This window comes from Citrobacter sp. RHB36-C18, assembly GCF_013814485.1.
GTDB lineage: Bacteria > Pseudomonadota > Gammaproteobacteria > Enterobacterales > Enterobacteriaceae > Citrobacter > Citrobacter braakii.
The window spans coordinates 1,527,233-1,549,739 of record NZ_CP057125.1 but is presented as its reverse complement, the minus strand read 5'-3'; the positions used below and the strand labels follow the sequence as shown (position 1 = coordinate 1,549,739).

The 22,507-nt window shown below is 54.7% G+C and carries 22 protein-coding genes; 8 read left to right on the top strand and 14 right to left on the bottom strand.

Translation table 11 applies throughout. From position 1 onward, the window contains the following. The 6 genes from arnC to arnF are packed head-to-tail and all read left to right on the top strand — an operon-like array spanning position 1 to position 6,235. Positions 1-984: an undecaprenyl-phosphate 4-deoxy-4-formamido-L-arabinose transferase gene (arnC, locus tag HVZ52_RS07300; protein WP_181599058.1), complete on the top strand. Its 984-nt coding sequence runs from the start codon at positions 1-3 to the stop codon at positions 982-984. Next, on the top strand, positions 981-2,963 hold the full coding sequence (gene arnA, locus HVZ52_RS07295; RefSeq protein ID WP_181599057.1) for a bifunctional UDP-4-amino-4-deoxy-L-arabinose formyltransferase/UDP-glucuronic acid oxidase ArnA: 1,983 nt from the start codon (positions 981-983) through the stop codon (positions 2,961-2,963). The genes arnC and arnA overlap by 4 nt, the downstream gene beginning before the upstream one ends. Further along, the gene (gene arnD, locus HVZ52_RS07290) at positions 2,960-3,862 is read left to right on the top strand and encodes a 4-deoxy-4-formamido-L-arabinose-phosphoundecaprenol deformylase (protein ID WP_047359217.1); all 903 of its coding nucleotides are present in this window, start codon (positions 2,960-2,962) and stop codon (positions 3,860-3,862) included. Before arnA ends, arnD begins: the two co-directional genes overlap by 4 nt. Next, positions 3,859-5,517, top strand: a complete 1,659-nt coding sequence (arnT, locus tag HVZ52_RS07285) for a lipid IV(A) 4-amino-4-deoxy-L-arabinosyltransferase (protein ID WP_181599056.1) — start codon at positions 3,859-3,861, stop codon at positions 5,515-5,517. Before arnD ends, arnT begins: the two co-directional genes overlap by 4 nt. Then, complete coding sequence (arnE, locus tag HVZ52_RS07280; protein ID WP_016153819.1) at positions 5,514-5,849, top strand: 4-amino-4-deoxy-L-arabinose-phosphoundecaprenol flippase subunit ArnE; 336 nt, start codon at positions 5,514-5,516, stop codon at positions 5,847-5,849. The genes arnT and arnE overlap by 4 nt, the downstream gene beginning before the upstream one ends. Continuing rightward, complete coding sequence (gene arnF, locus HVZ52_RS07275) at positions 5,849-6,235, top strand: 4-amino-4-deoxy-L-arabinose-phosphoundecaprenol flippase subunit ArnF (RefSeq protein ID WP_016153820.1); 387 nt, start codon at positions 5,849-5,851, stop codon at positions 6,233-6,235. The genes arnE and arnF overlap by 1 nt, the downstream gene beginning before the upstream one ends. A 2-nt stretch (positions 6,236-6,237) precedes the next feature. On the opposite strand, the gene pmrD is transcribed toward arnF, so the two are convergent. From pmrD to HVZ52_RS07230, 9 genes are all read right to left on the bottom strand, one after another. Beyond that, a complete protein-coding gene (gene pmrD / locus HVZ52_RS07270) occupies positions 6,238-6,501 on the bottom strand; it encodes a signal transduction protein PmrD (protein WP_103928404.1) in 264 nt (87 codons plus the stop codon). Between the two features lie 95 nt (positions 6,502-6,596). Further along, entirely contained in the window at positions 6,597-8,021 is a 1,425-nt protein-coding gene (gene menE, locus HVZ52_RS07265) for an o-succinylbenzoate--CoA ligase (RefSeq protein ID WP_153646189.1), read from the bottom strand. Continuing rightward, positions 8,018-8,980 carry an o-succinylbenzoate synthase gene (gene menC / locus HVZ52_RS07260; RefSeq protein ID WP_181599055.1) on the bottom strand — a complete coding sequence of 321 codons (963 nt, stop codon included), beginning with the start codon at positions 8,978-8,980 and terminating at the stop codon, positions 8,018-8,020. Before menC ends, menE begins: the two co-directional genes overlap by 4 nt. After that, on the bottom strand, positions 8,980-9,837 hold the full coding sequence (menB, locus tag HVZ52_RS07255) for a 1,4-dihydroxy-2-naphthoyl-CoA synthase (RefSeq protein WP_003027671.1): 858 nt from the start codon (positions 9,835-9,837) through the stop codon (positions 8,980-8,982). The genes menC and menB overlap by 1 nt, the downstream gene beginning before the upstream one ends. Positions 9,838-9,851: 14 nt before the next feature. Beyond that, positions 9,852-10,610, bottom strand: coding sequence for a 2-succinyl-6-hydroxy-2,4-cyclohexadiene-1-carboxylate synthase (gene menH, locus HVZ52_RS07250; protein ID WP_181599054.1), 759 nt, complete (start codon positions 10,608-10,610; stop codon positions 9,852-9,854). Then, positions 10,607-12,277, bottom strand: a complete 1,671-nt coding sequence (gene menD, locus HVZ52_RS07245; protein WP_181599053.1) for a 2-succinyl-5-enolpyruvyl-6-hydroxy-3-cyclohexene-1-carboxylic-acid synthase — start codon at positions 12,275-12,277, stop codon at positions 10,607-10,609. The genes menH and menD overlap by 4 nt, the downstream gene beginning before the upstream one ends. A gap of 84 nt (positions 12,278-12,361) precedes the next feature. Next, on the bottom strand, positions 12,362-13,660 hold the full coding sequence (menF, locus tag HVZ52_RS07240) for an isochorismate synthase MenF (protein ID WP_181599052.1): 1,299 nt from the start codon (positions 13,658-13,660) through the stop codon (positions 12,362-12,364). A 104-nt stretch (positions 13,661-13,764) separates the two neighbouring features. Beyond that, on the bottom strand, positions 13,765-14,070 hold the full coding sequence (gene elaB, locus HVZ52_RS07235; protein WP_003027683.1) for a stress response protein ElaB: 306 nt from the start codon (positions 14,068-14,070) through the stop codon (positions 13,765-13,767). Between the two features lie 63 nt (positions 14,071-14,133). Further along, positions 14,134-14,595 (bottom strand): GNAT family N-acetyltransferase, encoded by a 462-nt coding sequence (locus tag HVZ52_RS07230; protein WP_016153827.1) that lies wholly within the window; start codon positions 14,593-14,595, stop codon positions 14,134-14,136. 67 nt (positions 14,596-14,662) lie between these two features. Here HVZ52_RS07230 and rbn point away from each other — a divergent pair, with 67 nt between their 5' ends. Further along, on the top strand, positions 14,663-15,580 hold the full coding sequence (rbn, locus tag HVZ52_RS07225; RefSeq protein WP_181599051.1) for a ribonuclease BN: 918 nt from the start codon (positions 14,663-14,665) through the stop codon (positions 15,578-15,580). 64 nt (positions 15,581-15,644) lie between these two features. Beyond that, a complete protein-coding gene (locus HVZ52_RS07220; protein WP_016157041.1) occupies positions 15,645-16,649 on the top strand; it encodes a chemotaxis protein in 1,005 nt (334 codons plus the stop codon). A 92-nt stretch (positions 16,650-16,741) separates the two neighbouring features. Here the strand turns inward: HVZ52_RS07220 and nuoN are convergent, their stop codons facing one another. The 5 genes from nuoN to nuoJ all read right to left on the bottom strand — a co-directional run bounded on the left by nuoN (position 16,742) and on the right by nuoJ (position 22,503). Beyond that, a complete protein-coding gene (gene nuoN, locus HVZ52_RS07215; RefSeq protein ID WP_016153830.1) occupies positions 16,742-18,199 on the bottom strand; it encodes an NADH-quinone oxidoreductase subunit NuoN in 1,458 nt (485 codons plus the stop codon). A 6-nt stretch (positions 18,200-18,205) separates the two neighbouring features. Further along, on the bottom strand, positions 18,206-19,735 hold the full coding sequence (gene nuoM / locus HVZ52_RS07210; protein ID WP_016153831.1) for an NADH-quinone oxidoreductase subunit M: 1,530 nt from the start codon (positions 19,733-19,735) through the stop codon (positions 18,206-18,208). Between the two features lie 76 nt (positions 19,736-19,811). Then, complete coding sequence (nuoL, locus tag HVZ52_RS07205) at positions 19,812-21,653, bottom strand: NADH-quinone oxidoreductase subunit L (RefSeq protein ID WP_016153832.1); 1,842 nt, start codon at positions 21,651-21,653, stop codon at positions 19,812-19,814. Continuing rightward, complete coding sequence (gene nuoK, locus HVZ52_RS07200; RefSeq protein ID WP_006683663.1) at positions 21,650-21,952, bottom strand: NADH-quinone oxidoreductase subunit NuoK; 303 nt, start codon at positions 21,950-21,952, stop codon at positions 21,650-21,652. Before nuoK ends, nuoL begins: the two co-directional genes overlap by 4 nt. Further along, positions 21,949-22,503, bottom strand: a complete 555-nt coding sequence (gene nuoJ / locus HVZ52_RS07195; protein WP_016153833.1) for an NADH-quinone oxidoreductase subunit J — start codon at positions 22,501-22,503, stop codon at positions 21,949-21,951. The genes nuoK and nuoJ overlap by 4 nt, the downstream gene beginning before the upstream one ends. Between the last annotated feature and the right edge of the window lie 4 nt (positions 22,504-22,507).

Genomic DNA, 22,507 nt, shown 5'->3' with positions numbered 1-22,507 from the left:
ATGTTTGAAGCAGCACCGATCAAAAAAGTCTCGGTGGTCATTCCCGTTTTTAATGAACAGGAAAGCTTGCCAGAGTTAATCAGACGTACCAGCGCTGCCTGCGAAAAATTGGGCAAAGACTATGAAATTTTGCTAATTGATGACGGCAGCAGCGACCATTCCGCACAGCTGATGATGGACGCTTCCCTGGCACCGAACAGCCATATTGTTTCTATTTTATTGAATCGCAATTACGGGCAACACTCGGCGATTATGGCCGGTTTCAGTCATGTCACCGGCGACGTGATCATCACACTGGATGCCGATTTGCAAAACCCGCCGGAGGAGATCCCACGGCTGGTCGCCACCGCAGATGAAGGCTTCGATGTGGTCGGCACGGTACGTCAGAACCGTCAGGACAGCGTATTTCGTAAGACCGCATCGCGAATGATTAACCATCTGATTCAGCGCACCACCGGTAAAGCGATGGGCGACTACGGTTGCATGTTACGCGCTTATCGCCGCCATATCGTCGATGCCATGCTGCATTGCCAGGAGCGCAGCACCTTTATCCCGATTCTGGCCAACATTTTTGCCCGGCGCGCTACGGAAATCCCGGTACACCATGCAGAGCGAGAATTTGGTGACTCCAAATACAGCTTTATGCGTCTGATCAACCTGATGTATGACCTGGTGACCTGTCTGACCACAACGCCACTTCGTATGTTGAGCCTGTTGGGCAGCGTAATCGCCGCCACTGGCTTTATCTTGTCTATCCTGCTTGTGGTTCTGCGTCTGACGCTCGGTCCACAGTGGGCCGCGGAAGGGGTATTCATGCTGTTTGCCGTCCTGTTTACCTTTATCGGCGCACAGTTTATTGGCATGGGTTTACTCGGCGAATATATCGGTCGCATCTATAACGATGTCCGCGCCCGCCCCCGCTATTTTGTTCAACACGTTATCCGCCCACAAACCACGCAGCCAACCGAGGAAAACCGCGCATGAAAGCCATCGTATTTGCCTATCACGATATGGGATGTCAGGGTGTCCAGGCTTTGTTGGATGCCGGTTATGAAATCGCTGCCATTTTCACGCACACCGATAATCCGGGCGAAAAAGCATTTTTTGGATCGGTTTCCCGCCTTGCCGCCAGCGCCGGAATTCCGGTTTACGCCCCGGACGAGGTCAATCATCCCTTGTGGATTGAACGCATTAGCCAACTGGCGCCGGATGTTATCTTCTCGTTCTACTATCGCCATTTACTGAGTGATGAGATCCTCAGTCTTGCGCCTGCGGGGGCTTTTAATCTGCACGGTTCGTTGCTGCCGAAATACCGTGGTCGCGCGCCGCTGAACTGGGTATTGGTCAATGGCGAAACCGAAACCGGCGTCACGCTTCACCGCATGGTCAAACGCGCGGATGCTGGCGCCATTATTGCCCAGCAGCGCGTCGCTATTTCGCCGGATGACGTGGCGTTAACGCTGCACCATAAATTGTGCCAGGCTGCGCGTCACCTGCTGGAACAGGCACTGCCCGCGATTAAAACCGGGGATTATGCAGAACGCCCCCAACAAGAAGCAGATGCTACCTGTTTTGGTCGCCGTACACCGGAAGATAGCTTCCTCGACTGGAACACACCTGCCGCGGAGTTGCATAACCAGGTCCGCGCCGTCAGCGATCCGTGGCCGGGCGCATATAGCTATGTCGGCACACAAAAGTTCACCGTCTGGTCATCGCGCGTTTGCGTAAATAACTCAGCGGCCCAACCGGGTACCGTCATCTCCGTTTCTCCTTTGCTGATCGCCTGTGGCGATGGCGCCCTGGAAATTATTACCGGACAAGCTGGCGATGGTATTGCAATGCAAGGGTCGCAACTGGCGCAGGTTCTGGGCCTGGTTCCAGGCTCCCGCCTGAACAGTCAGTCAGTTACCACCACTAAACATCGTACACGCGTGCTGATCCTTGGCGTCAATGGCTTCATTGGTAACCATCTGACCGAACGCCTGCTGCAAGAAGATCATTACGAAGTGTATGGGCTCGATATTGGCAGTGACGCCATTGGACGTTTTCTGCAGCATCCGCGATTCCACTTCGTCGAAGGCGACATCAGCATTCACTCCGAATGGATTGAATACCATGTAAAAAAATGCGACGTCGTGCTGCCGCTGGTGGCGATCGCAACACCAATCGAATATACCCGCAACCCGTTGCGCGTATTTGAGCTCGATTTTGAAGAGAACCTGAAAATCATTCGCTACTGCGTGAAATACCGTAAGCGCATCATTTTCCCGTCAACGTCCGAAGTCTACGGCATGTGTACCGACAAAGTCTTCGATGAGGACAGCTCGAATCTGATCGTCGGTCCGGTGAATAAACCACGCTGGATCTACTCCGTTTCCAAGCAGTTGTTGGACCGCGTAATCTGGGCGTACGGCGAAAAAGAGGGATTGCGCTTCACCCTGTTCCGGCCATTTAACTGGATGGGACCGCGTCTGGACAGCCTTAACGCCGCGCGTATCGGCAGCTCACGCGCCATTACCCAACTGATCCTCAATCTGGTGGAAGGTTCACCGATTAAGCTGATTGAAGGCGGCAAGCAAAAACGCTGCTTTACCGACATTCGGGATGGTATCGAAGCCCTGTACCGCATCATTGAAAACGAAGGCGGACGCTGCGACGGTGAGATTATCAACATCGGTAATCCGCAGAACGAAGCGAGTATTCAGGAACTGGCAGAAATGCTGCTTACCTGCTTTGAAAAACATCCATTGCGTAACCACTTCCCGCCGTTTGCCGGTTTCCGTGACGTCGAAAGCAGCAGCTACTATGGTAAAGGTTATCAAGACGTTGAACATCGTAAGCCCAACATCCGCAATGCGAAACGCTGCCTGAACTGGGAGCCCACCATTGAGATGCAGGAAACGGTAGAAGAGACGCTGGACTTCTTCTTACGCAGTGTGAATATCACGGAACACACATCATGACCCAAGTCGGCTTGCGCATAGATGTCGATACTTTCAGGGGGACGCGCGAAGGCGTACCCCGCCTGCTGGAGACATTGAACCGACATAACGTGCGGGCAAGTTTTTTCTTTAGCGTTGGACCGGACAACATGGGACGCCACCTCTGGCGTCTTGTGAAACCACAATTTCTGTGGAAGATGCTGCGCTCAAACGCCGCATCACTTTACGGATGGGATATATTGCTGGCGGGAACCGCCTGGCCGGGAAAAGAGATCGGCCTGGCGAACGCGGCGATCATTGCGCAAACCGCCCTGATTCATGAAACTGGTTTGCATGCCTGGGATCACCATGCCTGGCAGGCGCGAAGCGGAAACTGGAATGACAAACAGCTGATTGATGATATTTCACGAGGCATCACGGCCCTTGAAACTCTTATCGGACAACCCGTCACTTGTTCTGCCGTTGCCGGATGGCGTGCCGACGATCGCGTCGTCCACGCCAAAGAAACGTTCCATCTGCGTTATAACAGCGACTGTCGGGGAACGTCGTTATTCCGTCCGGTGCTGACATCCGGGAAAACAGGTACGCCGCAAATTCCCGTCACGCTACCCACCTGGGATGAAGTGGTTGGTCAGGAAGTCCAGGCGGTGGACTTCAACGCTTACATTCTTTCCCACATCCAGATGAGCAGAGGAACACCGGTGTATACCATTCATGCGGAAGTTGAAGGCATCGCCTTTCAGCAGAATTTTGACGAGCTGCTTACTCGCGCCGCAGACATGGGGATAACATTTTGCCCGCTCGGCGACCTGTTACCGGACGATGTCAGTTCGCTGCCAACAGGGCAGATCGTGCGTGGCAAAATACCCGGTAGAGAGGGATGGGTCGGCCGCCAACAACCAGTGAGTGTGACAAGATGAAACTTACTGTCCGCTACACCCTGGCATTTATCGCTTTTATTGCGCTGTATTTTATTCTCCCCATCAACAGCCGCCTGCTGTGGCAGCCTGATGAAACGCGCTATGCCGAAATCAGTCGGGAAATGCTGACCTCTGGCGACGGGATCGTTCCGCACTTTTTAGGGCTGCGGTATTTTGAAAAACCGATTGCCGGATACTGGTTAAACAGCATCGGGCAATGGCTGTTTGGCGCCAATAATTTTGGCGTCAGAGCAGGAGCCATTTTTGCCACTTTGCTGACGGCGCTTATGGTAGCCTGGCTAGCCATGCGGTTGTGGCGGGATAAGCGCACCGCCGTACTCTCTTCGGTTATCTTTTTAACGTTTTTTTCGGTTTACAGCATCGGCACCTACGCGGTACTTGATCCCATCATTGCTCTCTGGCTAATGGCGGGCATGTGCTGCTTTTGGGAGGGGATGCAAGCCACCAGCAGAACGCGCAAAATTACCGCCTTTCTGCTGTTAGGGTTAACCTGCGGCATGGGCGTGATGACCAAGGGTTTCCTGGCACTCGCCGTTCCTGTGCTCAGCGTACTGCCGTGGGTTTTCGTACAAAAGCGCTGGAAAGATCTCATTATCTACGGTCTGCTGGCAGTAGTCGGTTGCATCGTGACTGTGCTGCCTTGGGGAATAGCGATTGCCCGGCGTGAGCCGGATTTCTGGCATTACTTCTTCTGGGTCGAGCATATTCAACGCTTCGCGCAGGAGGATGCCCAACATAAGGCCCCCGTCTGGTACTACATTCCGGTATTGGTGGCTGGCGCATTACCGTGGCTCGGGCTGCTCCCCGGCGCGCTGCGTACGGGCTGGCGTGAATGGGATGTTCCGCGCAGCGCACTGTACCTGTTAAGCTGGATTATCATGCCAATCCTGTTTTTCAGCATCGCGAAAGGAAAACTGCCGACCTATATTCTTTCCTGCTTCGCGCCGCTGGCAATATTGACGGCGCGTTTCGGCCTGCAGGCCGCGCAAAAAGGTGCAACCGCGCTGCGCGTGAATGGCTGGATCAACGTTCTGTTCGGAGTGACCGGCATTGTCGCCACGTTTATTGTTTCTACACTGGGTCCATTAAAGACGCCGGTCTGGTCGCATATCGAAACGTATAAAGTGTTTTGTGCGTGGGGCATTTTTATCATCTGGACGCTCTTTGGCTGGTATACGCTAAATAACCGCGAGAAGAACTGGACGTTCGCAGCGCTGTGTCCATTAGGCCTGGCACTGTTGTTTGGCTTCTCCGTTCCTGACCGGGTGATGGAATCTAAACAGCCACAATTTTTTGTCGAGATGACCAAAGAGTCGCTGGAGTCGAGCCGTTATATTCTCACCGACAGCGTTGGCGTCGCCGCGGGGCTGGCCTGGAGCCTGAAGCGTGACGACATCATAATGTACGGACAAACGGGCGAGTTAAAATATGGCCTTAACTATCCGGATGCCCAGGGTCGTTTTGTCGGTCGGGGGAACTTTGCCGAGTGGTTAGCGCAACATCGTCAGCAAGGAAACATTACGCTCGTGCTTTCAGTCGATAAGGATGAAGATATTAATCGACTTGCTATCCCTCCCGCTGACTATATCGATAATCAGGGGCGTCTGGTCCTGATTCAGTATCGGCCGAAATGATCTGGATAGCCTTAGTTCTCGCCAGCCTGCTCAGCGTCTGCGGTCAGTTATGTCAGAAGCAGGCGTCGCGACCCGTTCCCGTTCGAGCGCGAAAACGCCACATTACGCTATGGATTGGGCTTGCTCTGGCAAGTCTCGGTCTGGCCATGCTGCTATGGCTGGCGGTGCTGCAGAACATTCCGGTCGGCATCGCCTACCCCATGCTGAGTCTTAATTTTGTATGGGTGACTCTGGCTGCCTGGAAAATCTGGCGCGAACCCGTCACCCCGCGCCACTGGCTGGGTGTGGGGTTAATCATCACCGGCATATTTATTCTTGGGAGCGCGGTGTAATGGGCATCTTTTGGGGATTATGCAGCGTTATTATCACTTCAGCCGCCCAGTTGAGTCTCGGCTTTGCGATGGATAATCTGCCGCCAATGCTGCAGCCGCAGCAATTCATTTCTGCCGTATTCTCTCTTAGCGTTGGCGCGTTTGCTCTGTATGCCGGACTGGCAGGGTATTTACTGTCGGTGATTTGCTGGCATAAAGCGCTGCACCAGCTCGCACTGAGCAAAGCGTATGCCCTGCTCAGCCTGAGCTATGTACTGGTGTGGGTTGCATCAATGATCCTGCCCGGCTGGCAGGGAATATTTTCAGCGAAAGCGCTCGCCGGAGTGCTGTGCATCATGGCAGGGCTACTGACGATTTTTTTACCTTCACACCAGCGCCAACCCTGAGATTATTTATCTTCAGACAGTCGTAACAGGCGTTCCCATTCGTCGCACATGTACTGTCTGGCATCAATTATTTTGATTAGCCGTGAGGTATCGCGATTAATGCAATACAGTGCATCTTTCAGCGGTGAAAGGAGGTCTCCGGGCTTAACCCACTCGGAAGATTGCGCCTCAGCCAGCATCTTTAGCGAACCGCCGCCATCACAAAGTACGATATAGAGCCTGCCTGCTTTTTTGTGACAGCAAGACTTCTTCACATGCCATTCCATAGCGCACCTTTTGTTAAAAGATTTCACAACAGGTTACACTTAAGCAGATAAACAAAATGACAATAGCGACGCAATGGCGAAAGTGAGAAATGTAATTACTGTTTGCTTAATTTTAACAATGAAGCACTTACCCAATCTGACAGCGCACGACGAGAGATTTTAATCCCTCCGGATTTTAGTTCGGGTGGCAATGTCAGCCAGCATACCGGTTGCTGAAAGCGGGCCAGCTTATCTTTCACCCACTCAGCCAGATTGGTGTCACCCGCATTGGTGTCATACTCAACGACCGCCACCGGGCGATGACCAAACTCTTTGTCTTCTATCGGCACAATGAAGGCTTGCAGAACATGCGGATGCGCAGCAATCACGCGTTCCACCTCTTCCGGCTGTATGCCTTCCCCGCCGCTAAAGAACAGATTGTCCATCCGACCGACAATGGTTAACTTGCCGTCCTTCAACACCCCGCGATCGCGGGTGGCAAACCAGCCTTCCGCGTTTACTAAAGGAATCAGCTGCCCGTTACGCCAGTAACCTTGCGCCATGCTGGCGGCACGCAGCCAGACTTCACCACCAACGATTCTGACTTCTCTGCCTGCCAGGGGCGACCCCACATCCGCCAGGCCATCCGCTTCTTTCGCACTGACCGTAGAAGCAAACTCCGTTAAACCGTAACCGCACCAGCAGCGAATCCTTTGCTCGCGCGCCTGTTCCGTCAATTCAACAGGAATTGCCGCGCCACCCAGGAGCACTGCTTTGAGCGTTACCGCCGTTTTGTTGACCAGCAGGCGCCACAGCTGCGTGGGCACCAGCGAAGCATGAGTGCATCCAGCCAGCATTTGCTCCAATGGTTGCTTGTCGCGCACGGTCATTCGTGCCCCGGCAAACAACCAACGCCACAAAATACCCTGGCCGGAAACATGAAACAGCGGCAGCGAGAGCAACCAGTCATCTTCAGCGTCAAACGGCATTAATGACAACACGCCCTGCGCGCTTGCCAGATGAGCCTGACAGGTATGCACCGCTGCCTTTGGCAATCCGGTAGAACCTGAGGTTAACGTCATCGTACTCAAACGCTGGGGTAACCACGCGGCGGCATGCTTGCCTGGCACTGCCTGCATCTGCAACGGATGGAGTCCCGTGAGAACATTAGCGGTCTCCAGATCCAGCGCAAAACGCAGCGTTAAGTCCGGGACCAGCGCGTCAAGCAGCGATTGAGGCAGTTGTGGGTTCACAGGTAAAACCCGCGCCCCACATTGCAACAATGCCAGCCAGGCCAGCAAAGCACGCGGATGATTCCAGGCGCGAAGCAGGACGCCATCGCCCTCTTCCACGCCCTGAGCGGCAAAACCGCTGGCCAGATGGTCAACGCGCGTGCAGAGCTCGCTCCAGCTTAATACTTCATCGTTGAGGCGTAGAGCAGGCACCTCTGCACGAACCTGTCGCCAGTGACGCCACGGCCAGTCATCGGGTTGTACCAGGCCCGATATGCTTACGCTATCGGGCATTTCCCGCTGGGTCATAGCAGGCGTTCCAGCGCATCAACATCGATACACGGCAATGCGCTACCCGGCCAGGTGCGTACCTGCTGGCACTGCATCAGGCTCAGGGTATCCAGCCCCGGAATGGTCTGCGGCGTCAGCCAGGCGGCAATTCGCGCCAGTTGGGTTAAGCCCAGGCTCGACTCGATCGACGAACTAATAACAGCGGTGAGACCAAGCGCATGCGCCGCTGCCACCTGTTCGCGCACTTTATCGAGACTGCCCGTCAGCGTAGGTTTGATAACCACTGCCTTGACGCCCTCTTCGGCTTCGAAGATGAAATCCGCTTCACGCAAGCTTTCATCCCAGGCAATGGCAATGCCGGTTTCACGCGCAAAAGCACGAGAGTCATCGCGGGTTTTGCATGGCTCTTCGAGAAAAGCGATGCGCCCGCGGTACTCTGGATTAACGTACTTCGCGAACTGCTGGGCTTTCAACGGCGTCCAGGCTCGGTTGGCGTCAAGTCGCAAATGCAGCTCCGGGATAGCCTCAAGCAGCAGGTTGGCGACCATACCGTCGCGAACCGCTTCATACAGTCCGACCTTGATCTTCGCTACTTTTTCACCCGGCATGTCCGCCAGTTGCAGTACCAGATCATCAGGATCGCCCGTACACAGCGGCGCAGCACGGTAGTCTGCGTCCTCTGGCAATACGCCAGCCAGTTCGGCCAGCGCGCAGCTTGTGCCAAAGGCGACCGAAGGCAGCTGCGGTAAGGAAGAATCCCCCTGTAGCCAGCCGTTGACCCAGGCCAGCAGCTCGGTTTGCGCCTCTTCCCAGCTCTCCTGACTGAAGCCCGGCAGCGGGGAGATCTCTCCCCACCCTTCGCGCTCGCCGTCACAAAGGCGAACGTACAGCCCGTCACGCGTTTTTAACCGCCTGTCGCGCAGAATCACCCCCGCGTCCATGGGGATCTGCCAGCGGTATACCTGCGCGCTACGCATTACGGATTCCGTTTAAATTTGCTGAAATCCGGCTGACGTTTCTGGTTAAAGGCGTTACGGCCTTCCTGACCTTCTTCCGTCATGTAGAACAGCATAGTGGCGTTACCCGCCAGCTCTTGCAGACCAGCCTGACCATCGCAGTCGGCGTTCAGTGCAGCTTTCAGGCAGCGCAACGCCATCGGGCTGTTTTGCAGCATTTCACGACACCAGCGTACGGTCTCTTTTTCCAGATCGGCCAGCGGAACCACGGTGTTCACCAGGCCCATATCCAGCGCTTGCTTCGCATCGTACTGACGGCACAGGAACCAGATTTCACGCGCTTTTTTCTGACCGACAATACGCGCCATGTAAGAGGCACCCCAACCGCCATCGAAGGAACCAACTTTCGGACCGGTCTGGCCGAAGATGGCGTTTTCAGCCGCAATGGTCAGGTCACACATCATGTGCAGCACATGGCCGCCACCGATGGAAAAGCCTGCAACCATCGCCACTACCGGCTTCGGACAGGTACGAATCTGGCGCTGGAAGTCCAGAACGTTCAGGTGATGCACACCGGAATCATCCTGGTATCCGCCGTAGTCACCGCGCACTTTCTGATCGCCACCTGCGCAGAACGCTTTGTCGCCAGCACCGGTCAGAATAATCACGCCAATGTTGTCATCATAGCGAGCATCCGCCAGCGCCTGGATCATCTCTTTCACGGTGACCGGACGGAAGGCATTGCGTACCTGCGGACGATTAATGGTGATTTTTGCGATACCGTCGGTGGATTTCTCGTAGAGAATGTCGGTGTAGCCCTCAGAGCAATCGTGCCATTCTACCGGTGCGTAAAGCATTGTTTCATCAGGATAGATCATAAAATGTCCTATAGTCAGCGATGCAGAATCTGAGCCAGACAGTCCACCACGCCAGCGGGATTGTCCCGATGCGCGTTGTGTCCGGCATTACGAATCACATGGCTTGGTACGGATATTTCCGCCGCCAGAGCGCGGAATTTATCGTCACGTTCACCACATAAATAATAAAACGGAAATGTGCGCGTAGTGAGTTGCGCACGTAAATCAGGTTGTACGGCTAGCGAGGTGGCCTCCAGCATCGCTGCCAGCGTATGCCCGTTATTCTGGCTACGCAGTGCGACCAGCGCTTCTTTTTGCACCGCATTCAGCGAGGAAAAAACTGGCTGTTGATACCAGTCAATAAACACCTCGCACAACGGCTCAGCGCGAAAACGCGCAGCCCAGCGACCATCAGAGAGACGACGCTGAACGCGCGCCTCCTCACTTTGCAAACCTGGATGTCCACCTTCAACCACCAGACCGCACAGTCCTGGCATCTCCTGACAAGCCGCCATCATCGCGACTCTGCCGCCAAGAGAGTAGCCTACTAGCCAGTATTTAAGTATGTTGTAACTAAGCAACGTGTTACGCAGCAAAGCGCTTACGTCGTCGAATCCGCTCACGCTGATGTCAGCGGAGCCACCATGTCCCGGCAGGTCGATATACAGCCGCGAATAATTCTTAAACGCTTCGCCAACCGTCTGCCATTCCCGACAATCACCGGAAAAACCGTGCAGGAAAACCAGCCAGGGAAATCCCGTCTGGCCCACTTTCGCCTGCCCGTGCAGGATCATAGATGGCTTACCTGCGCCAGCAGTTGCTGCAGGGTTTGCGCCCCATCAGTTTCGTTTACCACCAGCTCAATCACCGTTGCCGCTGGAGTACGCCAGGCGTTAGTCAACGCGCTCTCCAGTTGCTCCCAGTTTTCCGGGCGCTGGTATTTAAGGTTAAACATGGCGGCAGCATGCTCAAAATGCACGTTCTGCGGCATCAGGTAGAACCGTTCGCGTTCGCTTGCTGGCGTCGGCAACAGGGAAAAAATTTGCCCGCCGTTATTATTGACCACTATCAGGACAAACGGCGCGGAAACCTGGCGCAATAACGCCAGCGCATTGAGGTCATACAGCGCAGATAAATCGCCGACGATAGCCAGCGTCGATTTCGCGCTGGCGCGCTGTACGCCTGCTGCCGTTGACAGCAGGCCGTCAATGCCGCTCGCGCCACGGTTGCTATAGACCGGGTAACCCGCCGGAAGCTGCGACAGCGCATCAATCAGGCGCACCACCAGACTGTTGCCCACGAACAGTTGCCCCTGCTCCGGCAAGTATTCGCGGATACGGTGGGCTAATTGCGCTTCACCAAACGCGTCGCGACGGGCTTCTACCGCCTGCCAGGCCAGTTGCGCCAGGCGTGGGATCTCCACGCACCAGGGCTGACGTTTCTCCGCCGGATGCAACTCCAGCCAGTCGCCAACCGTCGCTACCAGTCTGCGCCCACGATGGTGAGCCGGATCGAGGCGGCCTTCGATATTATCGACAATCCAGTATTCCTGCGGATCACAGCTGGCCTGCCATTGCAGGAGCCGTTTTCCGGTCAGGCTACTGCCAAGCTGCACCACAATCTGCGCCTGCTGTAATTCAGTGACCGCTTTCGCATTTCCCAGCCACAGGTCGGCGCACGGCAAAGGTTGTCCAGTTTGCGACAGAACATCGCCAATCAGCGGCCAGCCTAGCATCTGCGCCCACTGCGCAACCTTTTTGCCCTCTTCCGCGCTCATGCGGCCTGCAACAACAACGCCGCGTTTTTGTCGCCAGAAAAACCAGTCACGCTGTTTGTCGCTTTCCAGTCGACGCGACTCACGCAGCCAGGGTTTATCATCCTGCCACCAGTCGCCAAGGCGCTGCTGCCAGTCAATCCCCGTTTCGTCCATGTCGCCATACAGCGGTTCCGAAAATGGGCAATTGATATGAACCGCCCCGCTATGCAGCGCAGCTAAGGCGTTATCAATGGTGGATACCAGCCAACTAGCCGGAATGTTCTGGGTCGGGCGCGGTAAAGAGAGCGTTTGCGATGGATGCGAGGCAAACATTCCGGCCTGACGAATCGCCTGGTTAGCGCCGCAGTCGATAAGCTCAGGAGGTCTGTCAGCCGTGAGTAGAATCAGCTTTTCACCGGTCAGGCCCGCTTCAATCAACGCGGGATACAAATTTGCCACCGCCGTACCGGACGTCACAATCACAGCGACAGGCTGCCGGCTGACTTTTGCCAGACCTAAGGCCAGATGCCCAAGGCCACGCTCATCAAAATGAGTATGGTGAATAAAAGCGGGGTTTTCCGCAGCCGCCAGAGTCAACGGTGTAGAACGAGAGCCAGGGGCAATGCAGACATGCCTGACGCCGTGGCGAGTGAGTGCTTCCAGAATGACCGCCGCCCAGCGTCGGTTAAATGCGCTTACTGACATGAGATTGTCCGGTATCAATATTGCGACACAGTATAAAGAATCGAATAAATGGATTTTTGATATGAGTCGGTAATATACAACTCATTACCCTTCCATCTGTAATAAAGTGCGCAGTCCTGCCGCTTTATTGTCTATTTCTTGCCATTCCTGTTCAGGATCTGAACCACGCACGATCCCTGCCCCGGCATACAGGCGTATCACATTTTCACTAATTTTCGCCGACCGTAATGACACGCAAAACTCGCTTTGGCGCAGAGAAAGGTAACCCGCAGAACCGGCATACCACTCGCGTTCAAACGGTTCATTTTGTTGGATAAATTCACGCGCCAGCTCACGCGGAATACCTGCGACTGCCGCCGTGGGCTGGAGTTGCATCAGACAAAGCGTATCATCAGCCTGATTCAGTTCCGTCCAGATACAGCGGCGCAGGTGCTGCACTTTGCGCAGTCTAAGCACCTGCGGCGGCAGCACATCAAGAGTTTGCGTACAGCCTTGCAGACGCTGGCAAATATCTTCGACCACCAGCATATTCTCGCGCTGGTTTTTATCATCTTTCATTAGCCATTCCCCCAACTGCCAGGCCCGATGATCCTCAGGGTGGTTGGCAACGGTTCCCGCCAGCGCCTCGGTGCGCAGCGCCGTGTCACGCCGCCGATACAGCCGTTCAGGGGAAGAACCAAGAAACGCACACTTTGCGGAGAACGCCATAAAGAAATGGTAGCAGTTCAGGTTTAGACGACGACTGGAAGCCATCACGGCCGCGGCGTTAACCGACTGAGAAAACTGTAAATCGGTCGCCCGCGCCAGCACGACCTTATCGAGCTGTTCCCCATTGATCGTTTGCGTGGCGAGCTTTATCAGGTCTGTCCAGCCAGTTTTATCCGGCCAGTTCTGTTCTCCCGTCAAACGCAGACGCAATGCGGGCAGCGGCTTTACGTTGGCGAGCGATGAGATAAACGCCACCGCCTGCGCGGCGTCTTCACGCAGCGACACGTCGCTAAAAAGATGTAAGCGTAAGCTCGCCACCCCGGCGCAACGTCGCCACTCCAGCCGTGGCAATAACAAATGGCCGCGCTGAGGCTCAAAGGCATTCAGGCCCCAGATACGCAGGTCAGGATTATCATTATGCTGATGTAAAAAATGCTGGGCTAATTCGAGCGAGGAAAATGTAGCAACAGCGCCCAGTACGGCGGCTTCTTCATCGCCATTACGCTGTTGCCAGTAAAACTGGGGCCAGACAGGTTGACTGGCCAGCCATCCTAAAGCGTCAAACGCATCATTCAGTGGGAAAGGGATATCGTAAATACGAATTCCAGGTGCTGCTGGTATCTCTTGCGACAAATTACGCATCAGACTTTCCAGCGCAGTAGTGATTGAATGCACGCGGACCTCTCCCTGTTAAAAACCTCACATTATACGGGGTACTGAGCAGAAAAAGCAGTACCCCCAGTTAGGGAGTACGTACAAATGCGCTGACGGAATGGAATTTATCGCCGTGCTAACAATAATCCCATCACTAAACCGACCGTGGCACCAACGCCGATTCCGCGCCAGGGTTTTTCATGCACATAATCATCCGCCCGGCAAACGGCTTTCTTCGCGCGGTAATAGTAGCTGTCAGAGGCGTGGCTGACGCGATTTCTCACCTCTTCTAACGCCCGCTCTGCCCGCGCTTTTAACTCAAGGTATTTTTGATCGGCTGGATCGCCGGAAGAACGCAGCACCTCCTCCAGCGTTTCACTCAATAATTCCAGATCGTCATCGATACGTGATTCATAAGAATGAAAAGACATTTTATTCTCCCTTTCTATTGACGTACCCGCTAACTATAGACAATCAGGCGTGTTTGCGCCTGTTTACGCCTGATGTGCTTCCCGCGCCATTCCGACGTGTGGAATACCGTCTTCGTCATAAATATCCGTGACCGGCACAAAGCCAAAGCGCGCATAGAATGATTGCAAATGTGCCTGCGCCCCCAGATACAGCGCCTTGTGCGGCCAATGCTGCGTACAGGAGGCCAGCGTCTGAGTCATTAGCTGTTGCCCCAATTTTTCACCCCGCAGCGCTTCGCTTACGATCACCCGCCCAATGACGACCGGCTCAAGCTCATCATCGCTTTTCAGAATCCTCGCATACGCCACCAGTTCATCGTTATGCCAACCCAGAATGTGCCGGTTTTCACCACTCAGGTCATCACCATCCACATCCTGATACGGACACCGTTGCTCAACAACAAATACCGCACAGCGAAGCTCAAGAATGGCGTACAGCTGCTGTGTATTGAGCTTTGCATGGTGGAGATCTTGCCAGTGAATCATAGTCTGCCCCTTTGTTGTGATAACCTGAACACCCTGCCTTATTGATGGCGAAAAGTGTAACGCGAAGATGGAATTACTATTTTTAGGCACGTCTGCGGGAGTCCCCACGCGCTCACGCAATGTAACGGCAATTTTACTGAATCTGCAACACCCGACTCAGGCGGGGCTGTGGCTTTTCGATTGTGGTGAAGGAACGCAACATCAGATGCTGACCACGCCATTTAACCCTGGAAAACTCGAGCGTATTTTTATCAGCCATCTACACGGCGATCACCTGTTTGGTTTACCGGGGCTGCTGTGCAGTCGCTCAATGGCCGGGAACGTCCAGCCACTGACGCTTTACGGACCAAAGGGGTTGCGAGAGTTTACCGAAACGGCTTTGCGTTTGAGCGGCTCCTGGACCGATTATCCGCTGGATATTGTCGAAATCACCGCGGGTGAAATTGTCGATGACGGCCTGCGTAAAGTAACGGCGTACCCGCTGGAGCATCCGCTGGAGTGCTACGGTTTTCGTGTTGAAGAGCACGACAAACCGGGGGCACTTGACGCCAGCGCCTTGAAGGCGGCTGGTGTTAAAGCGGGCCCGTGGTTCCAGGATTTGAAAGCCGGGAAAACCATCGTGCTGGAGGATGGTCGAGCGATTAACGGCGCCGTTTTTCTCGGCCCTGCCACCAGAGGAAAATCTGTGGCTATTTTCGGCGACACAGGACCTTGCGCGTCCGCCATTGAACTGGCACGCGGTGTGGATGTGATGGTACATGAAACCACACTGGACTCCTCAATGGAGGAAAAAGCCAACAGCCGCGGTCACAGCTCGACCCGACAAGCCGCCCAGCTGGCGCTTGAGGCCGGAGTGGGACGCCTGATCATGACCCACGTTAGCTCACGCTACGATGAAAAAGGCTGTCAGCGGTTACTCGAAGAGTGCAAAGCGATATTTCCAGACACTGAACTGGCTCACGATTTCGCCATTTTCACCGTTTAATGCTCCATTTTTCCGCCTCAGTGCCGATAACAGTGGAAAGGCTGGCTTTCACACTGAGGACAGGATGAACAATTTCCAGAAAGATATTGATGACAGGACAAACCTAACCCTGTCTAACCGTTTTGAACTGCTGCTGTTTCGCCTTGGCAAATCCGTCGAGGAGCAGAAATCAGAACTGTTTGGCATCAACGTATTCAAACTGCGTGAAATCGTACCGATGCCGACCTTTACGCGTCCCGCAGGTATGAAAGCCCCGTTGCTGGGTATGGTTAACATTCGCGATCAGGTGATCCCGGTGATTGATCTGCCTGCCGTCGCGGGCTGTAAGCCAGAGACCGGACTCAACATCCTGTTGATCACGGAATATGCCCGCAGCGTTCAGGCGTTTGCGGTGGAGTCGGTAGAAAACATTATGCGTCTGGACTGGCAACAAGTGCATACCGCCGAGAAAGCCGTCAATGGTCGCTACATTACCAGTATCGCCTGTCTGGACGACAACAAAGAGACTAACAATCTGGCGCTGGTGCTCGATGTCGAACAGATCCTGTACGACATCGTACCGTCGAACCACGACCTGCGCGCAACAGAGCTGAAAACCAATAAGTTCAACATTACGCCGGGTGCGGTGGCGATTGTGGCTGATGATTCCAAAGTGGCTCGCGCGATGCTGGAAAAAGGGCTTAACGCCATGGAGATCCCACACTTGATGCATGTGACGGGCCAGGATGCGTGGGAAAAGATACAACAGCTATCTGAAGAAGCAGAAGCGGAAGGTAAACCAATCAGCGAGAAGATTGCGCTGGTGCTCACCGATCTGGAAATGCCGGAGATGGACGGTTTTACGCTTACCCGTAAGATAAAAACCGACGAACGCCTGAAGAAGATCCCGGTCGTTATCCACTCCTCACTTTCCGGTAGCGCCAATGAAGATCACGTACGCCGAGTGAAAGCAGATGGTTACGTGGCCAAATTCGAAGTCAATGAGCTGTCTTCAGTCATTCAGGAAGTGATGGATCGCACAGCGAAAGGCATCAGCGGCCCGCTGGTGAGCCGTCAACTTTCGGCCTGACGCTCCAGCAACTTGAAGTATGACGAGTATAGACAGGTAAAAAAAAGAGTCTGGACATTGTCCAGACTCTTTTTCGATCATAGCATGATGAATTACATCAGCGGAGCCGCTAACTGCACGATGCTGATCAACGGTTGCGGGTAGATACCCAGCACCAGTACCAGCAGGGCAGAAATCAACACCACGATACCGCCCGCGCTGTACTGCCAGTTGGACGGCGCATCACGATTCAGCTGCTGCGGTGCGCTCAGGTACAGGCTCACGGCAACGCGCAGGTAGTAGTACAAACCAATCGCGGAACCCACCACCACGGCGGCAACCAGCCACCACAGATTAGCCTGCACACCCACCGCCAGTACGTAGAACTTACCGATAAAGCCCAGCGTCATCGGAATACCCGCCAGAGACAGCATCATCACCGTCATCACCGCCGCGAGGATTGGACGATGCCAGAACAGACCACGGTAGGAGAACAGAGAGTCTGCATCCGGACCGCGGTACGGGCTGGACATCAGGCTGACCACACCGAATGCGCCGAGGCTGCTGAACAGATAACCGGCCAGGTAAACGCCAACCGCTTCCATCGACATCTCGCCGCTCTGCAGGGCAATCAGCGCCACCAGCAGGTAACCGAGGTGAGAGATAGAAGAGTAACCAAGCAGACGTTTGATGTTGGTCTGGCTCAGCGCCATCAGGTTACCGAAGATAATGGAAGCAAAGGCAATCACACCCAGCACGATCCGTACCGCTTCGCTATCACCTACCGGTGCGTACAAGAACAGACGCATCACCACGCCGAAGATAGCGATTTTGCTCGCCGTCGCCAGGAAGGTGGAAACCGGAGCCGGAGCGCCCTGGTATACGTCTGGCGTCCACAGGTGGAATGGAACCAGTGAGAGTTTAAAGCCGAGGCCAACAATCATCAGACCGAAGCCCGCCAGCAGCAGCGGTTCTTGCAGCATACCGTCGCCGAGGCTCTTACCGAGCGCGACAAACGACAGGTTGCCAGACTGCGCGTACACCAGCGCCATACCAAACAGCAGGAAGGAAGACGCTGCGGCAGACAGAATGGTGTATTTGATACTGGCTTCCAGCGAACGTTTCTGACGGAACGCATAGCCAACCAGACCAAACAGCGGCAGAGAGATAAGCTCAATACCAAGGAAGAGCGCCGCCAGATGGTTAGCGTTAGCCAGCAGAATACCGCCGAGCGCGGCAATCAGCACCAGCAGATAGAACTCTTCCCGGTTGTCGTCGTAGCCTTCCAGCCACGGGTAAGCGAAGGTACAGGTGGCAAGACTCGCCAGCAGCACCAGCCCGGTGTAGAGCATGGCGAAACCGTCAACCCGCATCAGCGGGGTGACGTCCATAGCGCCCGCCTGGCCAACAAACCAGAGCGAAACCAGTGCGGCGTTAAGCCCAATGACCGACAGCGTGGCATTGAGGAAGTGATTGCGTCGCCACGCAATGGAGAGCATCACAACCACCACCGTCAAGCCGACGATCAGCAGCGGTAGCAGCGCAATCAGGTGTTGTGGAGTTATTGTCATGGCGATTTACGGCCTTGTAGTAGTAACGGAATTAACAAACCACTGCTGGATGTTGCTCATCGCAGAATGCGAGGTATCCAGAATCGGCTGCGGATAGAAGCCAAGCAGTACCAGAAGCACGACCAGCAACAGGATGATAAACAGCTCACGCAGCGACATCCCTGGCAGTTCAACACTGGCAATCTGGCTCTTCGCCTTACCAAAGTAAGCGCGATGCAGCATCGCCAGCGAGTAAACAGAAGCAAACACCAGACCAAATGTCGAGATCACGGTAATAACCGGAACCACCTGGTAGCTGCCGAACAGAATCATAAATTCGCCAACGAAGTTACCTGTACCCGGCATACCCAGCGTACACACTGCAAAGAACATTGACAGTGCAGGCAACCATTTCATTTTGCCCCACAGGCCGCCCATCATACGCATATCACGCGTGTGCAGACGTTCGTACAGCTGACCACACAGGATGAACAGACCGGCTGCGGACAGGCCGTGCGCGATCATCTGAATCACCGCACCCTGGTATGCCAGCTGGCTGCCGGTGTAGATAGCAATCAGTACGAAGCCCATGTGGGATACGGAGGTGTAAGCAATCAGACGTTTGATGTCGTACTGATTAAAGGCCATCCACGCGCCGTAGAAGATGCCGATGACGCCAAGCCACATTGCGATAGGTGCAAACTCCGCTGACGCATTCGGGAACAGCGGCAGGGAGAAGCGCAGCAGACCGTAGGCTGCGGTTTTCAGCAAGATACCAGCCAGGTCAACGGAACCTGCGGTCGGTGCCTGGGAGTGAGCATCCGGCAACCAGCCGTGCAGCGGAACCACCGGCATTTTCACCGCGAAAGCGATGAAGAAGCCCAGCATCAGCAGGTATTCCACGCCGTGGGACATCGGAGTATTCAGCAATTCTTCATAGTTGAAAGTCCACACGCCGGTCGCTTTGTAGTGCACAAACACCAGCGCCAGGATGGCAATCAACATCACCAGACCACTCGCCTGGGTATAAATGAAGAACTTGGTTGCTGCCGTGATACGCGTTTTACCGTCAGAGGCTTTATGCCCCCATAGCGCGATCAGGAAGTACATCGGCACCAGCATCATTTCCCAGAAGAAGAAGAACAGGAACATGTCGATGGCAAGGAACACGCCGATTACGCCGCCTAAGATCCACATCAGGTTCAGGTGGAAAAAGCCCTGGTATTTTTCGATTTCATTCCAGGAGCAAAGTACCGCCAGAACACCGAGCAGACCGGTCAGCACCACCATCAGCAGCGACAGACCGTCGATAGCAAGATGAATCGAGATGCCAAAGCGTGGGATCCACGGCAGGACAAACTCAGACTGCCACTGCGGAATGCCAGTGGATTGCGTCAGTGAATAGCCGCCCTGCAACCAAAGTTGCAGGCCAAGCGCCAGCGTCAGTCCCATGGTAATCAGCGCGATCCAACGCGGCACCTTCACGCCAAAGCGTTCGGTCTGCCAGCACAGGAAGCCACCGATAAAGGGAATCAATATTAGCCAGGGTAGTAACATGGCGATTTTTATTCCTTTTTAAGGCCCCTAATAGAGGCCTGATTTTCAACGAATTTGGATAAAATTCACTTTACGATCAACGCAGTACCATCAACAGAGCCAGCACAACGACGGCGCCGATGCTCATTGATGCTACATACCAACGCAGATAGCCGTTCTCGCTTAACAACAGGCCTTTACCTGCAAAGCGGGAAAGGATCGCCGGAATGTTCATCATTGCGTTCAGCGGATCGCGTTTCAGCAGCCATGCAACGCCCAGGAACGGCTTGACGAACACTTTGTCGTACAGCCAGTCGAAGCCCCAGGCGTTATACCACCAGGTACCCAGCAGACGGCCTGGCGCACTGTTGGCAATCGACGTCACCAGAGTACGTTTACCCAGCCACAGCCATGCAGCGATCAGAATGCCTGCAATCGCGACGATACCGGAGGTAATTTCCAGGGTCATCACGCGACCATGCTCAAGCTCGGTCGTCGCAGGCAGTACACCCTGCAGCGGTGGCACAATCAGTGCGCCAACGAAGGTGGACAGGATCATCAGCACAATCAGCGGCAGATGATGTGTAATCCCCTTCCCTGCGTGAGCGTGAATTTGCTCTTTACCGTGGAACACGATGAAAATCATACGGAAGGTGTACAGAGAGGTCATAAATGCACCAACCAGACCTGCAACCATCAGATTAATATGACCGTTCGCCATCGCACCGGCCAGAATCTCATCCTTACTGAAGAAGCCTGCGGTAATCAGCGGCAGAGCCGACAGCGCCGCGCCACCGATCAGGAAGCAGAGATACACCAGCGGAATAGACTTACGCAGACCGCCCATCTTGAAGATGTTCTGTTCGTGGTGACAGGCCAGGATAACCGAGCCGGATGCCAGGAACAGCAGCGCTTTAAAGAAAGCGTGCGTCATCAGGTGGAAAATCGCCGCGTCCCACGCCTGAACCCCGAGAGCCAGGAACATATAACCAATCTGGCTCATGGTGGAGTACGCGAGAACGCGTTTAATGTCGGTCTGTACCAGCGCGGCAAAACCAGCCAGTACCAGAGTGATAGCCCCGATAATCCCCACCAGATGCAGGATTTCCGGCGTCATCAGGAACAGGCCGTGAGTACGTGCAATCAGATAGACACCGGCGGTAACCATCGTCGCGGCGTGGATCAGCGCGGAGACAGGCGTCGGACCTGCCATCGCGTCAGCAAGCCATGTCTGCAACGGCAGCTGCGCGGATTTACCCACCGCACCGCCCAGCAGCATCAGGGTTGCCCACATCAGCATGTTGTTACCATCTGCAAAGTGAGCAGGCGCCAGTTCCACCATTTCGCGGAAGTTCAGCGTGCCCAGCTCGTTGTAGAGGATAAACAATGCGAAGGCGAGGAACACGTCACCCACACGGGTCACCACGAAGGCTTTCATTGCCGCAGCGCCATTCTTCGGATCGGTGTAATAGAAACCGATCAGCAGATAGGAGCACAGGCCCACGCCTTCCCAGCCGAGGTACATCAGCAGCAGGTTATCCGCCAGTACCAGAACCACCATGCTGGCGATAAACAGGTTGGTGTAGGCGAAGAAACGGGAGTATCCCTCTTCACCGCGCATATACCAGGAGGCGAACATGTGGATCAGGAAACCCACACCGGTCACCACACTGAGCATGGTCAGCGACAGGCCGTCCAGCACCAGGTTAAAACCGATATTGAAGTCACCGACAGACATCCACGTCCACAGAGGCTGGCTGTAGGCCTGTTGACCATTAGCAAAGAAGTCAACGCCAACAAACGCGGTCACCAGCGCCGCCAGGCCAATCGACCCGACGCCCACAGTCGCGGACAGATTTTCTGACCAACGACCGCGAGAGAACGCCAGTAATACAAAGCCAATAAATGGCAGAATAATGGTTAAGGCAAGCATGTTCATCCACGCATCTCACTTACTGAATCGATGTTCAGGTTCTGGCGACGGCGATGAAGTTGCAGCAACAGCGCAAGTCCAATGCTCGCTTCCGCAGCCGCAAGGCTGATGGCGAGAATATACATCACCTGACCATCGGTCTGGCCCCAGTAGCTTCCGGCGACCACGAAGGCCAGCGCGGAGGCGTTAATCATGATTTCCAGCCCGATCAGCATAAACAGCAGATTGCGGCGGATAACCAGACCGGTTAAGCCCAGTACGAATAAGACAGCCGCGAGGATCAGTCCATGTTGTAAGGGGATCATGCGTGCTCCTCCGTTTTTCTTTTCGCGCGGTCATCGGTGCGATTGCTCAGCACTTCACCAGAACGCTCTTCGCGCCCTACGTGGAAGGCCACAACCAGACCTGCCAGCAGCAGCATCGAAGCCAGCTCGACCGCCAGTACATACGGTCCGAACAGGGAAATACCGACAGCTTTCGCGCTAATTGGCGTCCCGTCGATGCCCTGATCGTTAACACCCAGAATGGCATAAACAATAACCGCCAGCATGATGGCCGACAGAATCGCCGGTCCAATCCACACCTGCGGTTTCAGCCACTGGCGTTCCTGTTCAATTTCAGAACCACCGAGGTTGAGCATCATGACCACAAACACGAACAACACCATGATGGCGCCCGCGTAGACGATTATTTCCAGCGCCCCCGCGAAGTAAGCACCTAACGAGAAGAACACCCCGGAAATCGCCAGCAGCGAAATAATCAGGTACAGCAGTGCGTGTACCGGATTGGTGTGGGTGATCACCCGCAAGGTTGCGAGAATGGCTATCAGGCCACAGATATAAAAAGCGAACTCCATTGCC